Source organism: Arthrobacter sp. 10T419 (assembly GCF_056394105.1).
Map to the genome: position 1 here is coordinate 675,212 of NZ_JBFTHF010000001.1, position 22,291 is coordinate 697,502.

Annotated in this window: 20 protein-coding genes and 1 tRNA gene; 17 read left to right on the forward strand and 4 right to left on the reverse strand. The window is 68.4% G+C overall.

Annotation, left to right across the window (positions count from 1 at the left end; all coding sequences use genetic code 11):
* The first annotated feature begins 174 nt into the window (after window positions 1-174).
* From AC1DBD_RS03225 to AC1DBD_RS03260, 8 genes are all read left to right on the forward strand, one after another.
* Window positions 175-1,311 carry a GuaB3 family IMP dehydrogenase-related protein gene (locus AC1DBD_RS03225; RefSeq protein WP_441417097.1) on the forward strand — a complete coding sequence of 379 codons (1,137 nt, stop codon included), beginning with the start codon at window positions 175-177 and terminating at the stop codon, window positions 1,309-1,311.
* Window positions 1,312-1,403: 92 nt separating this feature from the next.
* Window positions 1,404-3,155 (forward strand): glycerol-3-phosphate dehydrogenase/oxidase, encoded by a 1,752-nt coding sequence (locus AC1DBD_RS03230; protein WP_476981410.1) that lies wholly within the window; start codon window positions 1,404-1,406, stop codon window positions 3,153-3,155.
* 62 nt (window positions 3,156-3,217) lie between these two features.
* A complete protein-coding gene (locus tag AC1DBD_RS03235; RefSeq protein WP_441417098.1) occupies window positions 3,218-3,706 on the forward strand; it encodes a PTS sugar transporter subunit IIA in 489 nt (162 codons plus the stop codon).
* A 75-nt stretch (window positions 3,707-3,781) separates the two neighbouring features.
* A complete protein-coding gene (locus tag AC1DBD_RS03240; protein WP_441417099.1) occupies window positions 3,782-4,654 on the forward strand; it encodes an SURF1 family protein in 873 nt (290 codons plus the stop codon).
* Window positions 4,651-5,163, forward strand: coding sequence for a DUF3817 domain-containing protein (locus AC1DBD_RS03245; RefSeq protein ID WP_476981411.1), 513 nt, complete (start codon window positions 4,651-4,653; stop codon window positions 5,161-5,163). The genes AC1DBD_RS03240 and AC1DBD_RS03245 overlap by 4 nt, the downstream gene beginning before the upstream one ends.
* A gap of 95 nt (window positions 5,164-5,258) precedes the next feature.
* Window positions 5,259-6,848, forward strand: a complete 1,590-nt coding sequence (gene guaA, locus AC1DBD_RS03250; RefSeq protein WP_441417101.1) for a glutamine-hydrolyzing GMP synthase — start codon at window positions 5,259-5,261, stop codon at window positions 6,846-6,848.
* Between the two features lie 221 nt (window positions 6,849-7,069).
* Window positions 7,070-10,885, forward strand: coding sequence for an AAA family ATPase (locus AC1DBD_RS03255; protein ID WP_476981412.1), 3,816 nt, complete (start codon window positions 7,070-7,072; stop codon window positions 10,883-10,885).
* A 52-nt stretch (window positions 10,886-10,937) separates the two neighbouring features.
* Complete coding sequence (locus AC1DBD_RS03260; RefSeq protein ID WP_476892151.1) at window positions 10,938-11,225, forward strand: hypothetical protein; 288 nt, start codon at window positions 10,938-10,940, stop codon at window positions 11,223-11,225.
* A 33-nt stretch (window positions 11,226-11,258) separates the two neighbouring features.
* Here the strand turns inward: AC1DBD_RS03260 and AC1DBD_RS03265 are convergent, their stop codons facing one another.
* The 3 genes from AC1DBD_RS03265 to AC1DBD_RS03275 form a co-directional block, all read right to left on the reverse strand.
* Window positions 11,259-11,825 carry an RcpC/CpaB family pilus assembly protein gene (locus AC1DBD_RS03265; RefSeq protein ID WP_476892152.1) on the reverse strand — a complete coding sequence of 189 codons (567 nt, stop codon included), beginning with the start codon at window positions 11,823-11,825 and terminating at the stop codon, window positions 11,259-11,261.
* Between the two features lie 297 nt (window positions 11,826-12,122).
* Complete coding sequence (locus AC1DBD_RS03270) at window positions 12,123-12,374, reverse strand: FmdB family zinc ribbon protein (RefSeq protein ID WP_441417104.1); 252 nt, start codon at window positions 12,372-12,374, stop codon at window positions 12,123-12,125.
* Window positions 12,375-12,511: 137 nt separating this feature from the next.
* Window positions 12,512-13,141 (reverse strand): 5-formyltetrahydrofolate cyclo-ligase, encoded by a 630-nt coding sequence (locus tag AC1DBD_RS03275; protein ID WP_476892153.1) that lies wholly within the window; start codon window positions 13,139-13,141, stop codon window positions 12,512-12,514.
* Between the two features lie 109 nt (window positions 13,142-13,250).
* On the opposite strand from AC1DBD_RS03275, the gene galU reads away from it, so the two are divergent.
* The 5 genes from galU to AC1DBD_RS03300 all read left to right on the forward strand — a co-directional run bounded on the left by galU (window position 13,251) and on the right by AC1DBD_RS03300 (window position 16,866).
* Window positions 13,251-14,156: a UTP--glucose-1-phosphate uridylyltransferase GalU gene (gene galU / locus AC1DBD_RS03280; protein WP_441417106.1), complete on the forward strand. Its 906-nt coding sequence runs from the start codon at window positions 13,251-13,253 to the stop codon at window positions 14,154-14,156.
* Window positions 14,157-14,160: 4 nt separating this feature from the next.
* Window positions 14,161-14,802, forward strand: coding sequence for a GNAT family N-acetyltransferase (locus tag AC1DBD_RS03285; RefSeq protein WP_441417107.1), 642 nt, complete (start codon window positions 14,161-14,163; stop codon window positions 14,800-14,802).
* Window positions 14,803-14,925: 123 nt separating this feature from the next.
* On the forward strand, window positions 14,926-15,867 hold the full coding sequence (locus tag AC1DBD_RS03290; protein WP_476981413.1) for a hypothetical protein: 942 nt from the start codon (window positions 14,926-14,928) through the stop codon (window positions 15,865-15,867).
* Window positions 15,868-15,946: 79 nt separating this feature from the next.
* Entirely contained in the window at window positions 15,947-16,747 is an 801-nt protein-coding gene (locus AC1DBD_RS03295) for an SDR family oxidoreductase (protein WP_476981414.1), read from the forward strand.
* Between the two features lie 46 nt (window positions 16,748-16,793).
* A tRNA-Ala gene (locus tag AC1DBD_RS03300) sits at window positions 16,794-16,866 on the forward strand.
* A 163-nt stretch (window positions 16,867-17,029) separates the two neighbouring features.
* Here AC1DBD_RS03300 and AC1DBD_RS03305 read toward each other — a convergent pair.
* Window positions 17,030-17,443, reverse strand: a complete 414-nt coding sequence (locus AC1DBD_RS03305) for a hypothetical protein (RefSeq protein ID WP_476892156.1) — start codon at window positions 17,441-17,443, stop codon at window positions 17,030-17,032.
* A gap of 359 nt (window positions 17,444-17,802) precedes the next feature.
* Between AC1DBD_RS03305 and AC1DBD_RS03310 the strand changes: the two genes are divergently transcribed.
* From AC1DBD_RS03310 to AC1DBD_RS03325, 4 genes are all read left to right on the forward strand, one after another.
* Complete coding sequence (locus tag AC1DBD_RS03310) at window positions 17,803-18,942, forward strand: hypothetical protein (RefSeq protein WP_476892157.1); 1,140 nt, start codon at window positions 17,803-17,805, stop codon at window positions 18,940-18,942.
* Between the two features lie 133 nt (window positions 18,943-19,075).
* Window positions 19,076-19,537: a GatB/YqeY domain-containing protein gene (locus tag AC1DBD_RS03315; protein WP_476892158.1), complete on the forward strand. Its 462-nt coding sequence runs from the start codon at window positions 19,076-19,078 to the stop codon at window positions 19,535-19,537.
* A 239-nt stretch (window positions 19,538-19,776) separates the two neighbouring features.
* Window positions 19,777-20,430 (forward strand): hypothetical protein, encoded by a 654-nt coding sequence (locus AC1DBD_RS03320; RefSeq protein WP_476892159.1) that lies wholly within the window; start codon window positions 19,777-19,779, stop codon window positions 20,428-20,430.
* Between the two features lie 214 nt (window positions 20,431-20,644).
* Complete coding sequence (locus tag AC1DBD_RS03325; protein ID WP_476892160.1) at window positions 20,645-22,237, forward strand: ABC-F family ATP-binding cassette domain-containing protein; 1,593 nt, start codon at window positions 20,645-20,647, stop codon at window positions 22,235-22,237.
* The last annotated feature ends 54 nt before the right edge of the window (window positions 22,238-22,291 follow it).

Genomic DNA, 22,291 nt, shown 5'->3' on the forward strand with positions numbered 1-22,291 from the left:
TGACAGATCGTGTCAAGTAAGTGTGAGCTATCGATTAATCCGGGTGCATACTTCGCTATCGGCCGGCCCGGCAACGCCGCCGCCGCGGCCGCCGCCGTGCCCCCGCGGGCGGGCCCGCAGCCCGGCAGGCGCGGCCAATGCCGGGTCCCCGGCCCGGTCAAGTAAAGTGGGGACGTGACTTACGAGATTGAGATTGGCCGTGGCAAGCGTGGGCGTCGTGCCTACTCCCTGGACGACATTGCGATCGTCCCCAACCGACGTACCCGCGATCCCAAGGACGTCTCCGTCTCCTGGCAGATCGATGCCTACAAGTTCGATATGCCCGTCATTGCCGCGCCAATGGATTCCGCGATGTCCCCGGAAACCGTCATCGCACTGGGCCGCCTCGGCGGCCTCGGCGTCCTCGACCTGGAAGGCCTCTGGACCCGTTACGAGGACCCGCAGCCGGTCCTGGACCAGATTGCCGCCCTCGAAAACGAGACCAACAGCCCGGCCGTCACCCGCCGGATGCAGGAGCTCTACCAGGCCCCGATCCAGCCCGAACTGATCACCTCGCGGCTCGCCGAAATCCGCGCCGCAGGCGTGACCGTGGCCGGCTCCCTGACGCCGCAGCGCACCCAGGAGCACTACAAGACCGTCGTGGCCGCCGGCGTTGACATTTTCGTCATCCGTGGCACCACGGTCTCAGCCGAGCACGTCTCCAAGGACCACGAGCCGCTGAACCTCAAGCAGTTCATCTACGAACTCGACGTCCCGGTGATCGTCGGCGGGGCGGCCGGCTACACCCCGGCTCTGCACCTGATGCGCACCGGCGCCGCCGGCGTGCTGGTCGGCTTCGGCGGGGGAGCGACGAGCACCACCCGCCGCGCCCTGGGCATCCACTCGCCGATGGCCTCCGCCATCTCCGACGTCGCGGCCGCCCGCCGGGACTACATGGATGAATCCGGCGGCCGCTACGTGCATGTGATCGCCGACGGCGGCATGGGCACCTCGGGCGACATCGTCAAGGCCATCGCCATGGGAGCCGACGCGGTCATGCTCGGCAGCGCCCTGGCCCGCGCCGAAGAGGCTCCAGGCAAGGGCTGGCACTGGGGCCAGGAAGCCCACCACCTCGAACTGCCCCGCGGCGACCGGGCCAACGTCGGCACCGTCGGACCGCTCGAGGAGGTCCTGTTCGGCCCGGGCCACCACACCAACGGGACCTCGAACCTGATCGGCGCGCTGCGCCGATCAATGGCGACCACCGGCTACTCGGACCTGAAGGAATTCCAGCGCGTCGACGTCGTCGTCTCCCCGTACGCCGGAAACTGAGCCCGGCGCCGGCGGGGCCAAGACCCTGCCCATCCGAAGAACTTGGAAGTAGTGTGGTGCACTACGAGGTTTGATCCGGATGGAGGCGTGAGATGAACAGTTTTCCCGGTGGTGCTCCCTTGGCCGGTGGCGCGCTAGGGCCCGCGGAACGCGAAGCGTCCCTCGCGGTGCTCAAAGCCAGCACCCAGCCCGGCAAGGAACTCGACATCCTGATCGTCGGTGGCGGCATTGTCGGCGCCGGCGCCGCCCTCGATGCCGTGACCCGAGGCCTCAGTGTGGGCATCGTCGAGGCCAACGACTGGGCTGCGGGCACCTCGTCGCGGTCCTCGAAGCTCATCCACGGCGGCCTGCGGTACCTCGAGATGCTGGACTTCGCGCTGGTCAAGGAGGCCCTGCACGAGCGCGGGCTGATCCTCTCCGTGCTCGCCCCGCACCTTGCCCGGCCCGTCCCATTCCTCTACCCGCTCACCAAGCGGTTCGTGGAACGGCCCTATGTAGGCTCCGGCATCGCGCTCTACGACGCCATGTCCATCACCGGCGGCCACAGCCGCGGCGTCCCGTTCCACAAGCACCTGAGCAGGCGCGGCACCCTGCGGGCGGCGCCGAGCCTTAAAGACGACGCCTTCGTCGGGTCCATCCGCTACTACGACGGCCAGGTTGACGACGCGAAGTACGTCGCGAACCTCGTCCGCACCGCCGCCTACTACGGCGCGCACGCGGTGAACCAGATGGCCGTTGTCGACTTCCTCCGCGAGGGCGAACGGGTGGTCGGGGCCAAGGTCGTCAACCACGAGGACGGTTCCAGCTTCAACGTCCGGGCCAAGCAGGTCATCAATGCCACCGGCGTCTGGACCGATGAAACCCAGGCCATGGTCACCGACCGCGGCCAGCTCAAGGTCCGCGCCTCCAAGGGCATCCACCTGGTGGTGCCGCGCGACCGCTTCCAGTCCACGGTGGGCCTGATCCTGCGGACCGAGAAGTCCGTGCTGTTCGTTATTCCCTGGGGCCGGCACTGGATCATCGGCACCACCGACACGGACTGGCACCTGGACAAGGCGCACCCGGCGGCGTCCAGCAAGGACATCGACTACATCCTCGAGCACGTCAACAAGGTCCTCAAGCGGCCGCTGACCCGCGAGGACGTCGAAGGCGTCTATGCGGGACTGCGCCCGCTGCTGGCCGGGGAGAACGACTCAACGGCCAAACTCTCCCGCGAACACGTGGTGGCGCACCCGGTGCCCGGCCTCGTCGTCGTGGCCGGCGGCAAGTGGACCACCTACCGGGTCATGGCCAAGGACGCCGTCGACGAAGCCACCCGCAGCATGGACGAACGCGTCCCGCCGTCCTGCACCGAGTCCATCCCGCTGCTCGGTGCGAGCGGCTTCAAGGCTGCCTGGAACAAGCGCAACCGGATGGCGGAAGAAACCGGGGTGCACGTCGCGCGGATCGAACACCTGCTCAACCGCTACGGTTCGATGGCCCCGGAAGTGCTGGCGCTGATCGGGGAGAACCCCGAGCTGGCCGAGCCGCTGCCGGGCGCGGACGACTACCTCGCAGCCGAGGCCGTCTACGCGGCCAGGTACGAGGGGGCCCGCCACGTCCAGGATGTGCTGACCCGCCGGACCCGCATTTCCATCGAGGCGTGGGACCGCGGTGTGTCCGCGGCGCCGGTAGTCGCTAAACTGATCGGTGAGGTTCTCGGCTGGAGCGACGCGCAGCGCGAGAGCGAGATCAAGCACTACCTGGCCCGGGTCGACGCGGAACGGCTGAGCCAGGAGCAGCCGGACGACGAATCCGCCGACGCAGCACGCCTGGGCGTCGAGGACATCGTTCCGCTGCGCTGACCGGGGACGCCGTACGGCGCCGCCAGCCGGCGTGCACCGACGCCACTTCGAAGGGACACCTCTTGGCGGAACCACTGGACCGGTACGATGCCGACCTCACCACGCCGCAGATGGTGATCCTGGAGCTGGACGCGGAGGACAAGTTCGACGCCGCCGCCCAGCTCGCGCAGCGGATGTACGACGCCGGCCGGATCTCCGATCTGGAGGGGTTCCTCAGCCACGTCAACGCCCGCGAACACCAGCTGGCCACCGGGCTTCCCGGCGGCGTCGGCCTGCCGCACGCCCGCAGCGAATTTGTTTCCCGCACCTCGATCGCGGTCGGCATCACCAAGTACGGCAAGGCGCTGGACTTTGGGGCGGCCGACGGACCGGCCACCGTTATCCTGCTGATCGCGACGCCCGCGAGTTCCTTCTCGGACCACCTGGAGGTGCTGGCCACCCTGGCGCGTTCGCTGTCCAAGGAGTCCTTCCGGGAGTCGCTCCGCCGGGCCTATGATCCCGAAGTGATCTCCGAACTGATCAATTCCAGCCTGGTGTTCTTCGACCACTAGCACCTGCTGCCGACGCTATGGCTGGTCTCCAGAGCCGTTTCGTTGTTCTACACGCCGACGAAGTACGGTTAAGGGGTGCTGAAAACCGCCCTCAAACCCCGCTGGATCGCAGGCCTGGTGCTGGCGATCGTGATTTCGGGAGTCTTTGTGCTGTTGAGCCAGTGGCAGTTCGGCCGCTCCACACGGTCCGAGGCGCCGGTTTCCACAGGAACCGAGGACGCCCGCCCGCTGACCACGGTCCTGAAGCCGGGGCAGTTCTTCCCGGGCTCGGTGGCCGACCAGGTCGTCACCGCCACCGGCAGCTACGACCCGCGGAAGCAGGTCCTGGTGCCGGGCCGGATTCACGAGGGCGCCAAGGGATTCTGGATCGTCTCCGCCTTCGCCGTGCAGGGCGCTCCCGCCTTGACCGGCGCCGGCGCATCGCCGCAGACCTGGATCCCGGTGGCCCGGGGCTGGGTGGCCGATGCGGCTGACGCCGCGGCGCCGCCGTCGGGCACTATTGAACTCACCGGTCGGCTGATCCCCTCCGAAGCGCCGCTGCCCAACACCGACGCCGGCGCCGGGCGGGCAAGCGCCGTCTCCGTCGCGGAACTCATTAATCTCTGGGACGTCAGCAGCTATCCCGGGTTCGTGGCCGCCAGCGCCGAGCGCTCCGGCGGTGCGGACGTTGCCGCCGCCGGCTCCGTCAAACCGCTCAATATCGGCCCGCAGCCGCCCGCCCAGACCGTGAACTGGCTCAACCTCTTCTACGCCGCGGAGTGGGTGGTCTTTGCCGGCTTCGCACTGTTTATTTGGTGGCGCCTGGTCAAGGACGACTACCGCCGCGGCCTCGAAGACGCCCAGGACGAGGCGGCCGCCCGGCTGGCCGCCGCCGGCGGACCCCACGACACCGATCCGCCCACTGATTCCCCCGCAACCGAACCAACCAATCCGAGAGTGCAATCATGATCGAGCCCCAGCCGGCCATCCAGCCGCAGCAGTCCAACGGAACGGGAAGCGCCAACGGCAAGAAGCGCCGCTTCGGCGGGACCGAGGCGCAGATCCGCTCCGCCCTGAAGTTCTACAAGGTCCTCGCCTACCTGACGGGCTCCATGCTCCTCCTGCTCTGCGCGGAGCTGATCGCCCGCTACGTCTTCGGCCACTACCTTTTCGCCGGCGGCACCAACGCCGTGACCGGGCAGCCGTTCGGCTTCGGGTTCGCCGACGCCGAGCCGCCGGGAGTAATCGGGGGAGTGAACGTCTCCGTGGCGGTGCTGATCGTGCACGGCTGGATGTACGTCGTCTACCTGATGTCCAACTTCCGACTCTGGTCGCTGATGCGCTGGCCTTTTGCCAAGCTCGTCATCCTGGCGCTGGGCGGCGTCGTGCCGTTCCTGTCCTTCTTTGGGGAAAAGAGGTTCCACGCAGAGGTGGAGGCGGAACTGGCTGCCAACCCGCAGGCGCCGCAGCGCTACTGACCTGCTCTCCTCCGGACGCTCCGGCGGCCTGTGAGTTCGCTTACCCGGGGCTTCTCAATGTGCGGGGGACCGGCGGTGCAAAGTAGGCTAGTGGGGTGACCACTCCCACTGCATCCCAGACGTCCCAAAGGCCTGTGCTGGTTGTTGACTACGGTGCCCAGTACGCGCAGCTGATTGCCCGCCGCGTCCGGGAAGCGAATGTGTATTCGGAAGTCGTTCCGCATACCTACAGCACCGAGCAGCTGCTGGCGAAGAACCCGGCCGCCATCATCCTCTCCGGCGGCCCCGCGAGCGTCTACGCCGAAGGTGCCCCGAGCGTCGGCGCAGACCTGTTCGAGGCCGGCGTCCCGGTGTTCGGCATTTGCTACGGCTTCCAGGCCATGGCCAACGCCCTGGGCGGCAAGGTCGCCCAGACCGGACTGCGCGAATACGGCGCCACCGAGACCACCACCATCGGCGAAGGCCGCTCCATCCTTGAGGGCATGCCGCAGCACCAGAGCACCTGGATGAGCCACGGCGACTCCGTCCACGAGGCCCCGGAGGGCTTTGAGGTCCTCGCGACGACGGCGGGCGCCGACGTCGCCGCCTTCGCCAACGAGGAGAAGTGCCTCTACGGCGTGCAGTGGCACCCCGAAGTGAAGCACTCCGCCTACGGTCAGCAGGTCCTGGAGAACTTCCTCTTCAAGGGCGCCAAGCTGGAACCGAACTGGACCACCGGGAACATCCTCGAAGAGCAGGTGGCGCGGATCCGCGAGCAGATCGGCGACTCCCGCGTGATCTGCGGGCTCTCCGGCGGCGTGGACTCCGCCGTGGCCGCAGCCCTCGTCCAGCGCGCCGTCGGGGACCAGCTCACCTGTGTCTTCGTGGACCACGGCCTGCTGCGCGAAGGCGAAGCGGAGCAGGTGGAACGCGATTTCGTGGCCGCCACGGGCGTCAAGCTCTACGTCGCCAACGAGCAGGAACGTTTCCAGGCCGCGCTGGCCGGCGTCAGCGACCCGGAAACCAAGCGCAAGATCATCGGCCGCGAATTCATCCGCGCGTTTGAAGAGGCCGAACTTGCCATCATCGCCGAGGCTGCGGCGCACGGCGAAAAGATCAAGTTCCTGGTCCAGGGCACCCTGTACCCCGACGTCGTCGAATCCGGCGGCGGCGAGGGCGCGGCAAACATCAAGAGCCACCACAACGTGGGCGGCCTGCCGGAAGACCTGCAGTTCGAGCTCGTGGAACCGCTGCGTGCACTGTTCAAGGACGAGGTCCGCGCCGTCGGCGCCCAGCTCGGCCTGCCGCAGGAAATCGTGGGCCGTCAGCCCTTCCCGGGCCCCGGGCTCGGCATCCGGATCGTCGGCGAAGTGACCAAGGAGCGGCTGGACCTGTTGCGCAAGGCCGACGCCATCGCGCGCGCCGAGCTGACCGCGGCCGGCCTCGACAACGAGGTCTGGCAGATGCCGGTCGTGCTGCTGGCGGACGTCCGCAGCGTCGGGGTGCAGGGCGACGGCCGCACCTACGGCCACCCGATCGTGCTGCGTCCGGTGTCCTCCGAGGACGCCATGACGGCGGACTGGTCGCGGCTGCCCTACGAGCTGCTCGCCCGGATCTCCAACCGGATCACCAACGAGGTGGACGGCGTGAACCGCGTGGTACTGGATGTCACCAGCAAGCCGCCGGGAACCATCGAGTGGGAATAGCGTTGTGAATGGCCGGCCTCTTCGGAGGCCGGCCATTTTCTTTTGGCCAGCCCTTTCGCCGAAGCAATTTGCCCACGAATTTGGTGTACGCCAGTGTTGCGGCCCCGCACTGACGCCCGATTCGGGCTAACCTCGAAGGCATGCCGGTATGGTCCAGGGCGTCCCGCGCGAACTCAGAAACCGCGAGCACAGAAACCGTGAGCACAGAAAAGAAGGCAGCAGTGTCAGTTGGTCAAGGCCACCCCGAGGGCTCCGAGGAGTTCAGGAAATGGCTGTCGGGTCTCAAACCCGTCACCGGAGCAGACACCATGCTGCGCTTTACGAAAACGCCCGAGGGCTCCATTGACCTGACCCACGCGCATCCCTCGGGCCTGGCGCAGCTGATGGCCGGCCGCAGGACCCGCCTGTCGACCCTGATCCGTGACCGTCAGCAGTACGTCGTCGCCGCGCGGGCCTCGCGCAACCTTCGCTCCAAGATCTTCGAGCTCGCCAACGACCGCGGCATCGACGCCGGCTACTTCTCGGCCGGCACCGTTGTCTGGACCTCCGCCGTCGGGGGCAAGCCGCAGCGCGTGTCCGCGCCGGTCATGCTCACCGCCATTTCCCTCACCGTGCGCCCCGGCGAGGACGATTACGAACTGCAGCTCACGGAACAGGCCCGGATCAACCCCGCCCTGGTCCGGCACTTGAAGACCATCCACGGGATTGTCTTCGACGTCAACGCCGTGACCCGGATGGCCTACAGCACGGCCCGGTACGATCCGCAGCCGGTGCTGGACCGCCTCGGCACCCTGATCCAGCCGATCCACGGCGCCGAAATCGAGCACAACCTGCTCGTCTCGACGTTCGCCGACCTCTCCGGCAACCTGGATGACCCCTGGATCAACCCGAACAACGCGCTCGTGGCGGCGCTGGGCCGTGCCGCGGCCGGCGACCCGGTGGATGTTCCCCACCTCGAAGAGGGGCGCTTTCCCAGCACGGACCAGCGCAGCCCCGCCGACGAACTCCTGCTGCTTGACGCCGATACGGACCAGCAGTACGTCGTGGACGCCGTCCGCGCCGGCGACTCACTGGTGGTCAGCAGCCCGCCGGGCACCGGACAGACCCAGACCGCGATCAACACCATCGGCGCCTTGGTCGATGAAGGCAAAAGCGTCCTGGTCGTGGGCGACCGCCGGGCCAGCCTGGGCGAAGTTTCCGCACAGCTGGAGACGTTGGGGCTCGAGTCGCTGCTCGTGCAGCTCGCCGGCAACTCCACGCCCCTGATGCTCAAGGGGCAGCTGGTCCGCGCGATTGTCCGCAACGAAAAGTCGCTCGAACCGCAGCTGAAGAACCTGCACTCCACCCTGACCGAGCACCGGCACGCCCTGATGGACCATGTCGCATCCCTGCACAACGTTCGCCAGCGCTGGGGCTGCTCGCCGTACGAGGCCATGCAGTCGCTCGCGGCCCTGACCGCCATCCACCCGGCACCGGCCACCACCGTCCGGCTCAAGCGCAGCGTGCTGGACAGCATCCGGGACCGTGAGGAACTGGCCGGACGGCTCAAACGGGCGGCCGAGCTGGGCAGCTTCAGCCGCGCCTCGACCATGAGCCCCTGGCATGGCGCCCGGCTGCTGACGCGCAAGGAGACCCAGGAGGCGCAGCAAGTGGCCCGCTCTGTCGCGGAGAAGCTCCCGCAGCTGCGCGAACGAATGAACGGCGTCGCCGAACACGCAGAGATCCGCCTCGGCGAGACATTCGCCGAATGGGGGGACCAGATCGACCTGCTGGTCGCGGTCCGGGAAAGCCTGGACAAGTTCACCCCCGACATCTTCGACCGGCCCGTCCATGATTTGATTTCGGCCACCGCCCCGTCCTCGTGGCGCCGCGAGCGGAACATCGAAATGGCGTCGATGCAACGCTCACGCCTGCGCCGCGTTGCCAAGGAGTACGTCCGTCCGGGCGTGCACATCGCGGACCTTCACAGTTCGCTGGTGCTGGTCCAGGAGCAGCGGGCCACCTGGTCGGGGTACGCCACCACTCAGCGCCACCCTGCCGTTCCCTCCGGGCTGGCCGAGATCACCGCCCTGTACCGGGAGCTGGATTCCGAGCTGGCCGAGCTGAGTGAGGCCGTGCGGCATACGGCTGCCGGCGGAGCGGTCCGGGACACCCCGTACGAGGAACTGGTGGAGCGCCTGGAACGCCTCGTCGCGGACACCGGCACGCTGGAGACCCTGCCCGAGCGCACCTTGCTGGTGGAGAACATGCGCGAGCACGGCCTGGGCGAGCTGCTCGCGGACCTCGCCGAGCGCGAGGTGCCGGCCGAGTCGGTGGCCGCGGAGCTTGAGCTGGCCTGGTGGCAGTCGGCCCTCGAAGCCATGATCAGCGGTGACGACTATCTCGCCATGTCCGACGGCGACGCACTCCGCCAGCTCGAGGCGGAGTACCGCCTCGCGGACAACGCGCACATCGCCAGCGGCGCCGCCCGGTTGCGCTGGAAACTGGCCGAGCGGTGGCGCGCCGCCCTCAGCGAGCACCCCCGCCAGGCCGACCTGCTGCGCAGCCTGCTCAAGGACGGGCGGGTCACTCCGGCGGCACTGACCGCGCAGTCACCGGAGCTCGTGCCCATGCTCGTGCCGGTCTGGTCCGTCAGCCCCTACCTTATGACCAGCCTGCTGCCGGCCGAACAGCGCTTCGACGCGGTCGTGATCCTCGACGCCGAGGCGACGTCCCTGCAGGCCGTGCTGCCCGCCGTGGCGCGCTCCCGGCAGGTCATTGCTTTTGGCGACGACAAAATCGCCAGCCCGCGCGGCTTCACCGTGGGGGTCGAGCGGCTCGCCGCGGGTGAGAACTCGCACCAGCCGGTGGACAGCGCTTACCAGGCCCTGGCCGCCGTGCTGCCGGTCTGGAAACTGCGGACCGTCTACCGCGCCGTCGACGAGGACCTGGTCCGGCAGTTGAGCAAGGGATTCTACGAGGGCGGACTCCGCCGGCTCCCGGAGGGGCAGTCGGCCACGGGCCTGGACCGGGCCCTGACAGTGGAATACCTGCCGGACGGGACCGGCCTGCCGAGCGCCGACCACGACGGCGTCGAATCCGTCGTGGCCGAAGTGAACCGTGTGGTGGAGCTGGTCTTCGAACACGCACGGCTGCGCCCCCGCACCTCCCTGGCGGTTGTCACGGGCAGCCTGCGTCACGCCGCCCGGATCGGCGAGGCCATCCGGCGGCAGCTGCCCAACTACCCGGTGCTGGGCAGTTTCTTCACCGCCGGCGACGAATCTTTCCGGGTCGTGGACCTCGAACGGGCCCAGGGGCTGGTCCGCGACCATGTGATCTTCTCGCCCGGTTACGGCCGCACCCCGCACGGGCGTGCGCTGCATAGCCTCGGGCCGCTTTCAGCCGAGGGCGGCCGTGCTAAATTCGCCCTGGCGATGACCCGGGCGCGGCGTTCACTGCACGTGCTGAGCTGCTTCCGGCCCGAGGACCTGGACGTCACCCGCCTGAGCCACGGCGCGGTGGACTTCTACGAGCTCCTGGACCGCGAGATCGCCGGCAACTCCGACCTGGGGAGCCCGGCATCCCGTGCCGCGGCCAGCGAGCAGGCCCTTGGCGCCGACCCGCTGGTGGCCGATCTCGGGGACCGGCTCCGTGCCCGCGGCGCTCGCGTCTGGCACCAGTACGACGGCGTCCTGGACATGGTTGCCGCGGCCGACCCGATGCACACTATCGGCCAGGACGACGCCGAGATTCCCCGCCCGGTTGCCATCGAGTCTGACGGCACCGAACGGTACCGGCGGATGACAGTGCGTGAGCGCAGCCGGCTCCGCCCGCAGTTGCTGGAGCGCATGGGCTGGCGGTACATGCCACTATGGACAATAGAGGTCTTCACCGATCCGTCCGCCTGTGCGGACCGGATCGGCGGCTACCTCGGACTGGAGAAGCCTGCGGCGCCGAGCCGGGTGCGCCCCTCGCCCGGTTTCTCCGACGACATCGAAAACCTGAGCGTCGAAGACGGGCAAGATGCCTACGCTCCGGCCGCAGCTGACCGCAGCTGACCGGCAGGCCCGGAGGCACTGAACAGTTATTTGCAGCAAGGAGGCCGGCGGCATGAGCGCAGACGGCGAGAACGAAAACAACAACCACGGTGACGGCAGTGACAGCGGTGACGCAAAGCAGGCAGGCGACCCGAACGTGACTGCCCCGGACACCGCTGAACGGAATCAGGAAGCGCCCGCCCAGAAACCACAGGGGCAGCCGGGGGCCGGCGCCGCGGCTTCCGGCGGACTGCTGCCGAACAAGGCGGCCGAAGACGATCCGCGCCGCTGGGGCGACCAGCCCGGGAGCTACGACCACGATGCCTGGCTCAAGGAGCAGCGGCCGCCGCACTGGGGCTGACCCGCACGCCGGCGAAGCAGCCGGCGGCCTTCGCTATCCGCGCGTGGCCCTGACCAGGACGAAGAACAGCTTGCCCTGCGTGGACGCTCCGGCGAGTTGGCGGGCCTGGTCAGGGTCCGCGGCCACCACGATCAGGCCGTCCGGCGCCCCGGCGTCGAGCCATGGGCCGGCCCGGCCGCCCTGCGCTGAGGTCCACAGGACCGGAACAGCCGAAGCGAGGAGCCGGGAAGCGGCTGCCTTTTCATAACCGTCGCCGCTCGTCATCACGACATTGACCAGCTGGCCTGGGGAGACCAGCTGGATCGAGGCAGGGTCTGCCATGCGAAGTGGCACGGCCACCGAACCCGGCGGACTGCCGGCAAGCAGCCCGGGGCCGACGAACTGTGAGTCGGAGAGTAGCTGGCCCTTGCGCAGGGCCACGGCGAGCTGTTTCCCGTCCAGTCCGGCAGGGTCAAGCGGGCCGGCGGGCAGAACGCCGGGCGGGATCTGGATGGCGACGACGTCGGCCGCGTCCAGCACCCGGCCGGCCGGGAGATCCTTGGCCGCGGCCCACGCGGTGACGGTGGCTTCGGGCGCAGGCGTCAGCTGCTGCACGGCCATGCCGGCGGCGAGGCACAGCAGCAGGGCTATGACCAGCCGGCGGTGTCTGCCCAGCCAGCCGCGGAAGCGCCGCCTCGGCGGAAATTTGCGGCGGGCGCCAGGGCGGATGGCAGCGCGCGGAAGCGGTGACGGAGCCGATCTGAAACGCGGCGTCGACCCGTAAGACGGTGCTGATCGGGAAAAGAGTGTGCGGCGGCTGCGGTGGGCCATGTCGCCACGTTATGGTGGGGAAGCCAGCGGGCGTCAGGCCCGGGCGGCGCTATGTGGACAACCGCGAGGGTGCCGGCCTGCCGGGTACTAGTTGGCGGCGGCGGAAGCCGGTGCGGAGCTCGCAGCCGGGCTGGCAGCGGGGGCGACGGCGCTGCCCTTGCTGTCGCGTGAGTCGGTCCGGTAGAAGCCGGAGCCCTTGAACACGACGCCGACGCTGTTGAACTTCTTGCGCAACGTCCCGTGGCACTCCGGGCAGGTCGTCAGGGAGCTGTCCGTAAACGACTGCACGGTCTCGAAGGCGTGGCTGCAGTCCTTGCAGGCATATGCATACGTGGGCACTGGGGTTCCTCCTCTTGGACAAACGAGCAGGTCCCGTGCTGCCGGAGCGGCATTTCCGCCACCGGAATCGGTGGACGAGGAAACCGCGTTAGCAGTCGCAGGGCCTGAGTGCCAATTCTATCACCCGCCGACTGCGGCTAGGAAAGCCCGGCAAGCCGGACCAAGCCGCCAGGAGTCAGGGCGGCGGCGACCTTCTGATCGAAGGACTCCGCCGGGATGCTGCCAGCGGGGAGTACCTCGGCGTCGTAGACGACGGCCGCCGTCGGCAGCGGGCCATCGCCAGCCCGGGAAGGGCCCGCCGGCAGGGCGGCGAGGGCCGCAAGGAACTTGTCGTAATAGCCGCCGCCCTGCCCGATCCTGTTGCCCGAACGGTCCAGGGCCGTGGCCGGGAGGAAGATTCCGGCCACGTCCCGCATCACGGACGTGCCGAGCCGTTCACCGGTCGGCTCCTGGATGGGTGCATAGCGGCTGCGGACAAACTCCGAGGCCGGAGTCCAGTACACCCAGCTCAGCGCCAGTCCAGGTTCGCAAACCGGGAGCAGCACCCGGTGGCCGGCATCATGCAGGGCGGCCAAGAGGGGCAGGGTGGGCGGCTCGGAACCGACGCCGAGGTAGGCAGCGAAGGTGCGTGGTCCGCCGTCGGCCAGCCCGGAGGCCCACGCCAGCCCGTGCCGGGCGATTGCCGAACCGGCGGCATCCAGCTCCGCCGGCGACATCGCTGTCCGGCGCAGCCGGTGCCGCGAACGGATCTCTTCCTTGGTGCTCATGCGGTGGCGTCCTCTCGCCCGGGCGGCGCCTGATGATGTCGGCTGCCGCGGCTGCCGTGCCGGTGGGGACAATTACCTGATGTTTTGCCCCCTCAGTTAGATTAGTCGAGTGATTACACCCAACGCCTCCGTCCGTAAGGCCGTCATCCCTGCTGCGGGCCTCGGCACCCGTTTCCTTCCGGCCACCAAAGCGATGCCGAAGGAAATGCTGCCGGTCGTCGACAAGCCGGCCATCCAGTACGTGGTCGAGGAAGCCGTGAACGTGGGCCTCAACGACGTCCTGATGATCACCGGACGCAACAAGCGCGCCCTCGAGGACCACTTCGACCGCGTGCCCACCTTGGAAGCGACGCTGGAGGCCAAGGGCGACACCGCCAAGCTGGAGTCCATCCAGGCCGCGAGCAACCTGGGCGATATCCACTACGTCCGCCAGGGCGACCCCATGGGCCTCGGGCACGCCGTGTTGCGCGCCAAGCAGCACGTCGGTTACGAACCTTTTGCCGTGCTGCTGGGCGACGACCTCATCGATGCCCGCGACGAGCTGCTCAGCACCATGATCGAGGTCCAGGCAAAGACCGGCGGCTCGGTCGTGGCTTTGATCGAGGTCGACCCCTCGCAGATCAGCGCCTATGGCTGCGCCGACGTCGAGCCGGTTGAGGGCGAGGAGTACGTCCGGATCAAGCAGCTGGTGGAGAAGCCCGACGTCGACGAGGCCCCTTCGAACCTGGCCATCATCGGCCGCTATGTGCTGCACCCCGCGGTCTTCGAGGTCCTCGAGCGGACCGAGCCCGGCCGCGGCGGGGAAATCCAGCTCACCGACGCCCTGCAGGAACTTTCCGCCGGCGAAGGTGAAGGCTACGGCGTGTACGGCGTCATTTTCCGCGGCCGCCGCTATGACACGGGCGACAAGCTGAGCTACCTCAAGGCCTGCGTCCAGCTCGCCTGCGACAGCGATGACCTCGGCCCCGGTCTGCGCGAATGGCTGCCCGGCTTCGCCTCCAGCCTGACGAAATAGTCCCATGGGGGGCAGCTTCACCTGGCCGGTGACCCTGGAGTGCGGCGATCTTGTGCTGCGTCCGATCCGGTACCGGGACCGCAAAGAGTGGAGCGAGCTTAGGGCCCGCAACGACGCGTGGCTGGCCCCCTGGGAAGCGTCCAACCCGGTACCCGGCGGCGGCTTGCCTGACTACCGGCAGATGGTGCGGTCGCTCAAGGCCCAGGCGGCGCAGGCCACCGCGCTTCCCTTTGTCATTGCTGCCTGGACTCCCGGGTTCAAGGAACCGGTGATCGTGGGGCAGCTGACGGTCTCCTCGATTGTCTGGGGCTCGGCCATGATGGCCACCCTCGGCTACTGGGTCGACCAGGACCGCGCCGGCCAGGGCATAGCCCCCACCGCCGTCGCGATGGCGACTGACTACTGCTTCCGGACCCTGGGGCTGCACCGGATGGAAATCAACATCCGGCCGGAGAACCGTCCGAGCCTGCGGGTGGTGGAAAAACTCGGATTCCGCGACGAGGGCTACCGGCCGCGTTTCCTGCACATAAACGGCGCATGGGCGGACCACCGCACCTTCGCCCTGACCTCCGAGGAAGTCCCCGGGGGCCTGCTGGCCCGGTGGCTGGAAACACGCCCCGCACAGGCACCGGAAACCCCCGCCTGACCAGCAGTTTCGTCATATATCCAGTGATTTGGCAGTTGCCTCGCGACACACCGCTGCCAATGCCGCCCGCTCCGCCGTCTTGCTCATACGGTTTTGATTGTGGACTTCCCTCTTAGCAGCTCAGTGATCCTTGTCATTGCTGTTGCGCTCTGGATCGTATGGGTGGCTCCTTACATGCTCCGGAACGGCCGCCCCCAGCTGCAGCCGGCGGGGGAGCTCCTGATGAATGCCGTGGATGTAGAAAAAGCAGACCCCCAAGCCGGAAACCTCATGAAGATGGCTGCCCCGCAGGAGACACCGATGACGAGTACGCAGCGCCCCGAGTCAGCCCCGGGTTCCACTAACCCCGGCGATCGGAAACCGGCGGCTCCGGCGTTCCGGATCCGCTACGGCCGGCTGGCACTTGCCGTGCTGGGGCTGCTCTCGCTGCTCACCGGCGTCGTGTCCGCCGCCCTTCGGCTCTTCGGCGTCGGCTCGGGCTGGCTGCCCGCCGCCACCCTGCTCGGGGCCGTTGCCGCCGTCGTGTTGCTCCGCAGGCTTGCGGTGCGGGACCGCCGGCGCAAGGTGAACGCCGCGTTCCGCTCGGCCATGGGCGCCCCGGCGCGGAGAGCTTCCGAGGAGACCCCGGCGCAGTCCGACGTCGTCCGGGAAGCTGCGGTGCCCGCCAAGGAGAGTCCGCTCTTCGATGCAGAAGCAGGCGCCGCGCAGCCCCAGGCCGCCCCCGCACCCCTGACAGCCGACGAACTGCGGCAGGCGGCACTGGCCGAGGCCGCCGCCTCGGGCGATACGTCCGTGCGCCGCGTCGGCGACCCGTCCTCTGCAGAAGGCTCCAGCTGGGAACCCGTGGAGGTCCCCAAGCCGACGTATGTGGAGGCGCCCAAGGCGGAACGCCCCGCCCCGGAGCCTCTGGACCTGCCGGAAGCCCCGAAAGCCGTCGGCAAGCCCTCGCTCAAGCAGGCCACCGTCCGGCAGCCGGAGGCGGCTGCTGCCGAGTCGAAGGTGATGGGCAAGGGGCAGAGCGCCCTGAGCAACCTCGACGACGTCCTGCAGCGCCGACGCGCCTGACTCAAACTTCCCGCCCCGGGCAGCCGACGCATCGGCCGCCCGGGGCTTTTTGTTGCCCGCGGGAGTTATCCTGACGAGCATGACGAGAATCTGCGTTGCGGGGGGAACCGGCCAGGTGGGCCGTGAAGTGGTGCGGCAGGCCGTCGAGGGCGGACACCGCGTCGCCGTGCTTAGCCGTCGTCCGCCCGCGCCGGGGGAGGCCGGCCGGGACGACGGCGCAGAGTATTTCCGTGGGGATGTCACCACGGGGGAGGGGCTGGCCGCCGCGCTGGCCGGAGCCGATGTCGTCATCGATTGCCTTGAGGGACAATCCGGCAGGGCGTTGAAGAACTTCGCCGACGGCGGAGCGCGGCTGCTCGCTGCCGCCCAGGACGCCGGCGTCAGGAAGGCTGTCATGCTCTCGATCGTCAACTGCGACCGGAGCAGCTTTGGCTACTACAAGTCGAAGGCGGCCAAAGAGCAGGTCTACGAGCGTTCCGGGCTTGAAACCCTGGTGCTTCGGGCCACGCAGTTCCATTCCCTGCTCGCCGGCGTGTTTGCCGCCGGAGCAAGGATCCGGCTGATCCCAGTGGTGAAGGGCGCCCGGTTCCAGCCGATTGCGCCCGCAGAGGTGGCCACGGAACTACTGGAGTCGGCGCTGGAGGCGCCGTCCGGCGTGCAGCACCGGGTCCGGACCGTCGGAGGTCCGGAGATCGTCGGGATGCGCGAGCTGGCCCACAGCTGGCGGCAGGCTACCGGGGCGCGCGGCCGGGTAGTGGAACTGCCGCTGCCCGGCGGCATGGGCAACTACCTGCGCGCCGGCCTCAACCTGGCCCCCGGCGAGCGACACGGCACGCAGACATTCGAGGGCTGGCTGGCAATGCACGCCGATAGTTTGTAGCCTAGGAACGTTGACAACGCCGTTCCTCCGGGAGCGGCGTTGCTGCGGGGCTATAGCTCAGTTGGTAGAGCGCTTCGTTCGCATCGAAGAGGTCAGGAGTTCGAATCTCCTTAGCTCCACAATTCGCAGGGGTTTTTGAATCCCTGCGCCGTTGGAAGAACGTTCGTTTAGGCCCTAGCTGTACACGCGAATCCGACGGCGCCCGCCTGGCCAGCCGGCGAGGACGCGTGGCGGCCAAGCGGCCAGGGAGGGCCCAGAGACCCCCAGTCCGGCAACCGACTCTCAGCCCCGGCAGTCTGTGGTCGTCCTTGAGCTTCCGCCCGGGCCGTAGTGGATGATGATCACTTGGTTGGGTGCAGATCCCTGGCTGACCATCATGACGCGAATGTCCTGCGAGAAATCGCTGCTCGACGAGGTGAGCTTATTTGTTGTCGTCATCACGTATCGATTGCCCTGGTCACCAAGGCCAATGCCCTGATAGACGTAGCGGTGAAAATAGGTGCCGTCCTTCTGCAGCTTGGTTACGATGTGGAAGCTCCCCTTCACTTCGACATATTCACCGTTGCAGGTGTTGATCCCACTGTTGTAGGACTGATGCCGTTCGGATTCGGCGGGGTCCGCTGTCGCGGCGGCAGCGGGAGCCAGCAAAGCCAGGGACAGAGCAATCGGGGCAAGGGTTCGGGTTACTAAGCGCATGACAACCTCTTCGTTGGGGGCGGAAGCCCCGGGCGGGGCCTGGAGTAGTGGATGGGCGCAGCGCACTGACGAAAATGCGGCTGCCATCACCCCCCAGCATGCGACAGGGCATCAAGCTACCCGACCCGGGGAGAAAGCGGTAGAGCTAACCAGACTTCGCCCGCGGCCCGGCGCCGGCGCATCGTGCCGCTCCGGGCGGCCAAGGTCGGCCTGGACCCTGCGGCGCCGCCCGAGAGTCATGCCCCCATCCTGCGCCTTTCTGCCCGTTCAGCGGGCCAACGGAGCCCCTGACGTAGTGCGGCGCCTCGAATTCCCTTACGCTGACACCGGAGCCGACGACGACGGGGGTAGGGGCGCCGATGAGTGATCCGGGGGAGCCGAGGCGGATTCCGCTTTGGAAACTTGAAGAAACGGCCGGCAGCCAGGCCCCGCCGGAAGGCTGGCGCGGCAACCCGGCCCCGCTGCTGCCCGGCTGGGACCCCAGCCAGGTCCACACCTCCTCGACCGTCCGGGACGTCTGGGCGCGCCGCGCCCCGTGGCCGGTCCGCCTCCTCCGGGCCCTCGGCAGGATGTTGGGACGGTTGTTCAAGGCTGTCGCCGTCCTGACGGCCATTGCGCTCGTGTGCGGTTTCCTGCTGTACCTCAAAGGTGACCTGAAGCCGTCGTCGTTCCTGGGCGGACCCGCGGGCGATCCTGCCGCCGGCGCATCCGACCCCCTGGTGTACCGCACCGCTCCGTCCGCCGGTGCAAGGCCCCGGACTCCGGCGGCGGCTCCTGCGGCGGTTACTCCGGCGCCCACCCCGCGCGCGGCTGCGGACCACCCCACACCCGGGCGCGAAGAGGCCGTCGCCCCGCTGGGTCGACCCGCGCCGGTCACCGTCAAATCCCGCTCCTACGCGTTTACGGCCACCGGCAAGGACAAGCGGCCGGCCGCCTACGACCCCTGCCGGCCTATCCATTACGTCACGCGCGCCGCCAACCAGCCGGCGGAAGGGCCCCGACTGATCAAGGAGGCCATCGCAGCCGTCTCCCGGGCGACCGGGCTGGTGTTTATCAACGACGGAGCCACCACGGAGGCCCCGGCGGCGAAGCACAAGTCCTACCAGCCGGCGCGGTACGGGGACCGCTGGGCGCCGGTGCTTATCGCCTGGGAGACCACAGCCGAGGAGCCCCGCTTCACCAACTACGCCGTGGGAACCAACGTCATGGGTCTGGGCGGCAGCGCCGCGCTCAGCCGGGACGGCACCGAGGTCACCTACGTCAGCGGCCAGCTGGAACTGAACGGGCCCGCAATGCAGTCCCTGATCCTCCGGGACGGCTTGGCGCCCGCCCGCGGGGTCATCGAACACGAGCTCGGCCACGTCGTGGGCCTGGGCCACGTCCAGGACCCGGCCCAGCTGATGAACCCCACGGCCGTCCCCGGGGTAACCACGTACCAGGCCGGGGACCTCACAGGCCTGTCCGTTCTCGGCCAGGGGGCGTGCAGGCCCGAAGTCTGAGCGGGGAGCGGTGGAAACAACGGCCTGTACCTGTGGACGGCAGGCCGTAGGCGGCCCGGCATCGTCATTCGCACGCTCCTGGGGGAAACTGGCCTGTAGGGCACCCCGCTAACGATCTAGGAAAGAGGACACCATGACGCTCAAAGAGCGCCTGAAAGAAGACGTTGTCACCCACATGAAGGCCGGCAACAAGACCGCGCTGACTACCGTCCGCAACGTCCTGGGCGAGATCAGCACCCGGGAGAAGTCAGGCAAGACGCCGGTTGAGCTAGACGACGCCCAGGTGACGTCGCTGCTGCAGAAGGAAGCCGCCAAGCGTCGCGACACCGCCCGCATCTTCACCGAAGCCGGCGAAACCGACCGCGCCGCCGCCGAGGTCGCTGAAGCCGAAATCATCGAGGCATACCTGCCTAAGGCGCTCACCCGCGACGAGGTGGAAACGATCGTCGACGAGGCCATCGCTGCGCTTAAGGCCGACGGTCAGGAGCTCTCCATGCGCTCCATCGGCGCGGTGATGAAGCCGGTCACCGCCAAGGTGGCCGGTCGCTTCGACGGCAAGTCCGTCAGCGAGATCGTCCGCAGCCGCCTGGCCTGAAACGGGACACGGTTATGCACAGCCTCCGCTGCCAAGCCCCGGGGGTGCCAGGCCCCCGGGCGCCCGGCAGGCGCCGGACCAGTGCCTTTGAGCCGCGGCTGACAGTGTTTTTCCCAAGGAATTCCGCAGGAATTCCTTTCCCGCCCCGGACCTTGCTTTCTGTTCGGTAACGTTGCGCGCGGCTGGCGGTGTGGAACCGCGAGCCGCCCTCAACGTACGAACTCTGGAAGGATCACCCCTTGGCAGGAATCTTCACCTGGCTCAGCGCCCTCGGTACTGCAGGCAAGGCCACCGTCGTTGCCGCCGTCGTCGTCACGGGTGGTGCCGGCGCCGCCATGGCTGCCACCGTAACGGAACTCAGCTCGGACCCGACCGCCACCGTCTCTCCCGAACCGACCGCCACCGAGACCCCGACGGCGGATCCGACGGTTGAGCCGACGGAGGCCGCTCCCGCCCCGGAGCCGACCGAGACCGCTCCGGCCCCGGAGCCGACGGAGACTGAGACCGCTCCCGCCCCGGAACCGACGGAGACTACTCCTGCCCCCGAGCCGACCGAGACTACTCCGGCCCCCGAGCCGACCGAGACTGAGACCGCTCCCGCCCCGGAGCCGACCGACGGCGATGATGCCGACGAGGCCGGGGAAGACCAGTCAAACGAGCACGAGAAGTCCTCGGAGCACGGCAACAGCGCCTGGGCCCACCAGAACGCCGCTGCGCACCGCGCAGCCGGGCTCGCGAAGGCCGCCGAGCACCGCAATGAGCACGCCGCCACCCCCGCGGTTCCGAGCTACGGATCCGGGTCGGTCACCGCAGCCGTTCGCGCGCCGGGCCACGCCGAAGCACCCAAGGCCGCGCACGCCAAGCCCAGCGGGTCGGGCAAGCACCACAAGTAAGCATTGGTCCAAAGACCCCGTACCGCATCGCGGTGCGGGGTCTTTGCTGTCTCCGTGTCCGACCGCTCCGCCCGTTCGGGATAGTCTGAAACCCCGGCCCGCTTACGGACGCCCGCCCACAGTTTCGGCGTCGGCGGCGGATATCGTCGGCCAGCCCCCTCCCGGACAGCCCCCGGGAATCGCCGGGGCCAACCCCCTTGAGAGGACAGCAGCAATGAGCCTGATCCGGCTGCACGACGTCAGCGTCCGCTTCGACAACACCCAGATCCTCCGCGAGGCGTTCTTCCGCCTCGAAGCCGGCGACAGGGTCGGCCTGATCGGCAAGAACGGATCCGGCAAGACCACCATCCTGAAGCTGATCCTGGACCAGGTGTCCCCGGACACCGGCACGGTCAGCGTGGACCTCGGAACCAGGGTGGGGTACTTCTCCCAGTTCTCCGAGCTCAACGGCGACGCGACCATCACCGAAGTCCTCGACGGGTTGTTCGGCGAGATCAAGGCGGTGGAAGCCGAGCTTGCCGCCATTGATGCGGCCATCGCCAAAGATCCCGCGGCAGATGAGCTGGACCGGCTGATCGGGCGGCAGGCCGGACTGTTCGAGGAAATGGACCGGCTCGACGGCTGGGACTACCCGCGCCGCATCGATACGGTGCTGACCACTCTAGGGTTCGACGACGCGCACCGCCATTGTGCGATCGACGCGCTCTCCGGCGGCTGGCGCAACCGTGCCGCGCTGGCGAAGATCCTGCTCGAAGGGCCGGACGTCCTGCTGCTCGACGAGCCCACCAACTTCCTGGACGTCGCCGGTGTCGAATGGCTGGAAAGCTGGTTCCGCGATTTCAAGGGTGCTGCGGTCATCGTCTCGCACGACCGGACGTTCCTGGACGCCGTCGTGACCCGCATCATCGAGGTGGAGAACTTCCACCTGCACGAATACCCCGGCAACTTCGGCGAATACGTGGTCCAGAAGCAATTCCGGCTCAAGACCCTCGAGCAGCAGTTCGTGCACGAGTCCGAGCTGCTCGCGTTCGAGGCCGAAGGGATCGCCGACCGCCGTGAAGCCGCCAAGGCCGCCGGCCGCGGCCTGGGAAACCAGCTCGCCAAGATCAAGAAATCCCGGACGCCCCGGCCGGTCGACCAGATTGTCACCGAGATCTACGGCGGGCTGCACGTGAAGGACGTGCTGTGCCGGGTGGAGGGGCTGGGCAAGTCCTACGGCGAGAAGGTGCTGTTCGACGATTTGAGCTTTGAAATCCGCAGGGGCAACCGGATCGCGGTGCTGGGGGCCAACGGCAGCGGGAAGTCCACCCTGCTGAAGGTCCTGACCGGCGAAGAGGCCGCCGACGCCGGTGCGGTGGCGTGGGCGAAGGGCCCCGGCTTCGTTTCGTACAACCGGATGCTGGAAGACCTCGACGACGGGGACACCGTCTCACACGCCGTCAACGCGCTGCCGGACAGCCTGGCTTTCAGCGCCACGAAGAAGTCCGTGAACCGCTTCCTGGCGATGTTCCAGTTCTCCGAAGCAGACCTCAAGCAGAAGATCGGCAACCTCTCCGGGGGCCAGAAGGCACGTGTGGCCATGGCGCAGTGCCTTCTCTCCGGCGCCTCGGTGCTGTTGCTCGACGAACCCACCAACCACCTGGACCTCTCCAGCACCCAGGTCATGGAGCGGGCGCTGCTGCACTTCCCCGGCGCCGTCGTGGTAGTAAGCCATGACCGGTTCTTCACCGAGAAGATCGCCACCCGCCAGCTCATCTTCGGCGCAGCCGGAGCCGCGCCCGGCGAAGTCGGCCAGCGGGCCGCCTAAGCGGTCAAGCCGCCCGGGGCAGCCGCCCGGGGCAGCCGGCGCGCCGTCGTCGCG

Bases quoted from the DNA above. Each gene is read 5' to 3' on its own strand.
- AC1DBD_RS03230 (WP_476981410.1), top strand. From the start codon at position 1,404: ATGAACAGTTTTCCCGGTGGTGCTCCCTTGGCCGGTGGCGCGCTAGGG.
- AC1DBD_RS03245 (WP_476981411.1), top strand. From the start codon at position 4,651: ATGATCGAGCCCCAGCCGGCCATCCAGCCGCAGCAGTCCAACGGAACG.
- AC1DBD_RS03260 (WP_476892151.1), top strand. From the start codon at position 10,938: ATGAGCGCAGACGGCGAGAACGAAAACAACAACCACGGTGACGGCAGT.
- AC1DBD_RS03265 (WP_476892152.1), bottom strand. From the start codon at position 11,825: ATGGCCGTGCAGCAGCTGACGCCTGCGCCCGAAGCCACCGTCACCGCG.
- AC1DBD_RS03275 (WP_476892153.1), bottom strand. From the start codon at position 13,141: ATGAGCACCAAGGAAGAGATCCGTTCGCGGCACCGGCTGCGCCGGACA.
- AC1DBD_RS03285 (WP_441417107.1), top strand. From the start codon at position 14,161: ATGGGGGGCAGCTTCACCTGGCCGGTGACCCTGGAGTGCGGCGATCTT.
- AC1DBD_RS03295 (WP_476981414.1), top strand. From the start codon at position 15,947: ATGACGAGAATCTGCGTTGCGGGGGGAACCGGCCAGGTGGGCCGTGAA.
- AC1DBD_RS03305 (WP_476892156.1), bottom strand. From the start codon at position 17,443: ATGCGCTTAGTAACCCGAACCCTTGCCCCGATTGCTCTGTCCCTGGCT.
- AC1DBD_RS03310 (WP_476892157.1), top strand. From the start codon at position 17,803: ATGAGTGATCCGGGGGAGCCGAGGCGGATTCCGCTTTGGAAACTTGAA.
- AC1DBD_RS03315 (WP_476892158.1), top strand. From the start codon at position 19,076: ATGACGCTCAAAGAGCGCCTGAAAGAAGACGTTGTCACCCACATGAAG.
- AC1DBD_RS03325 (WP_476892160.1), top strand. From the start codon at position 20,645: ATGAGCCTGATCCGGCTGCACGACGTCAGCGTCCGCTTCGACAACACC.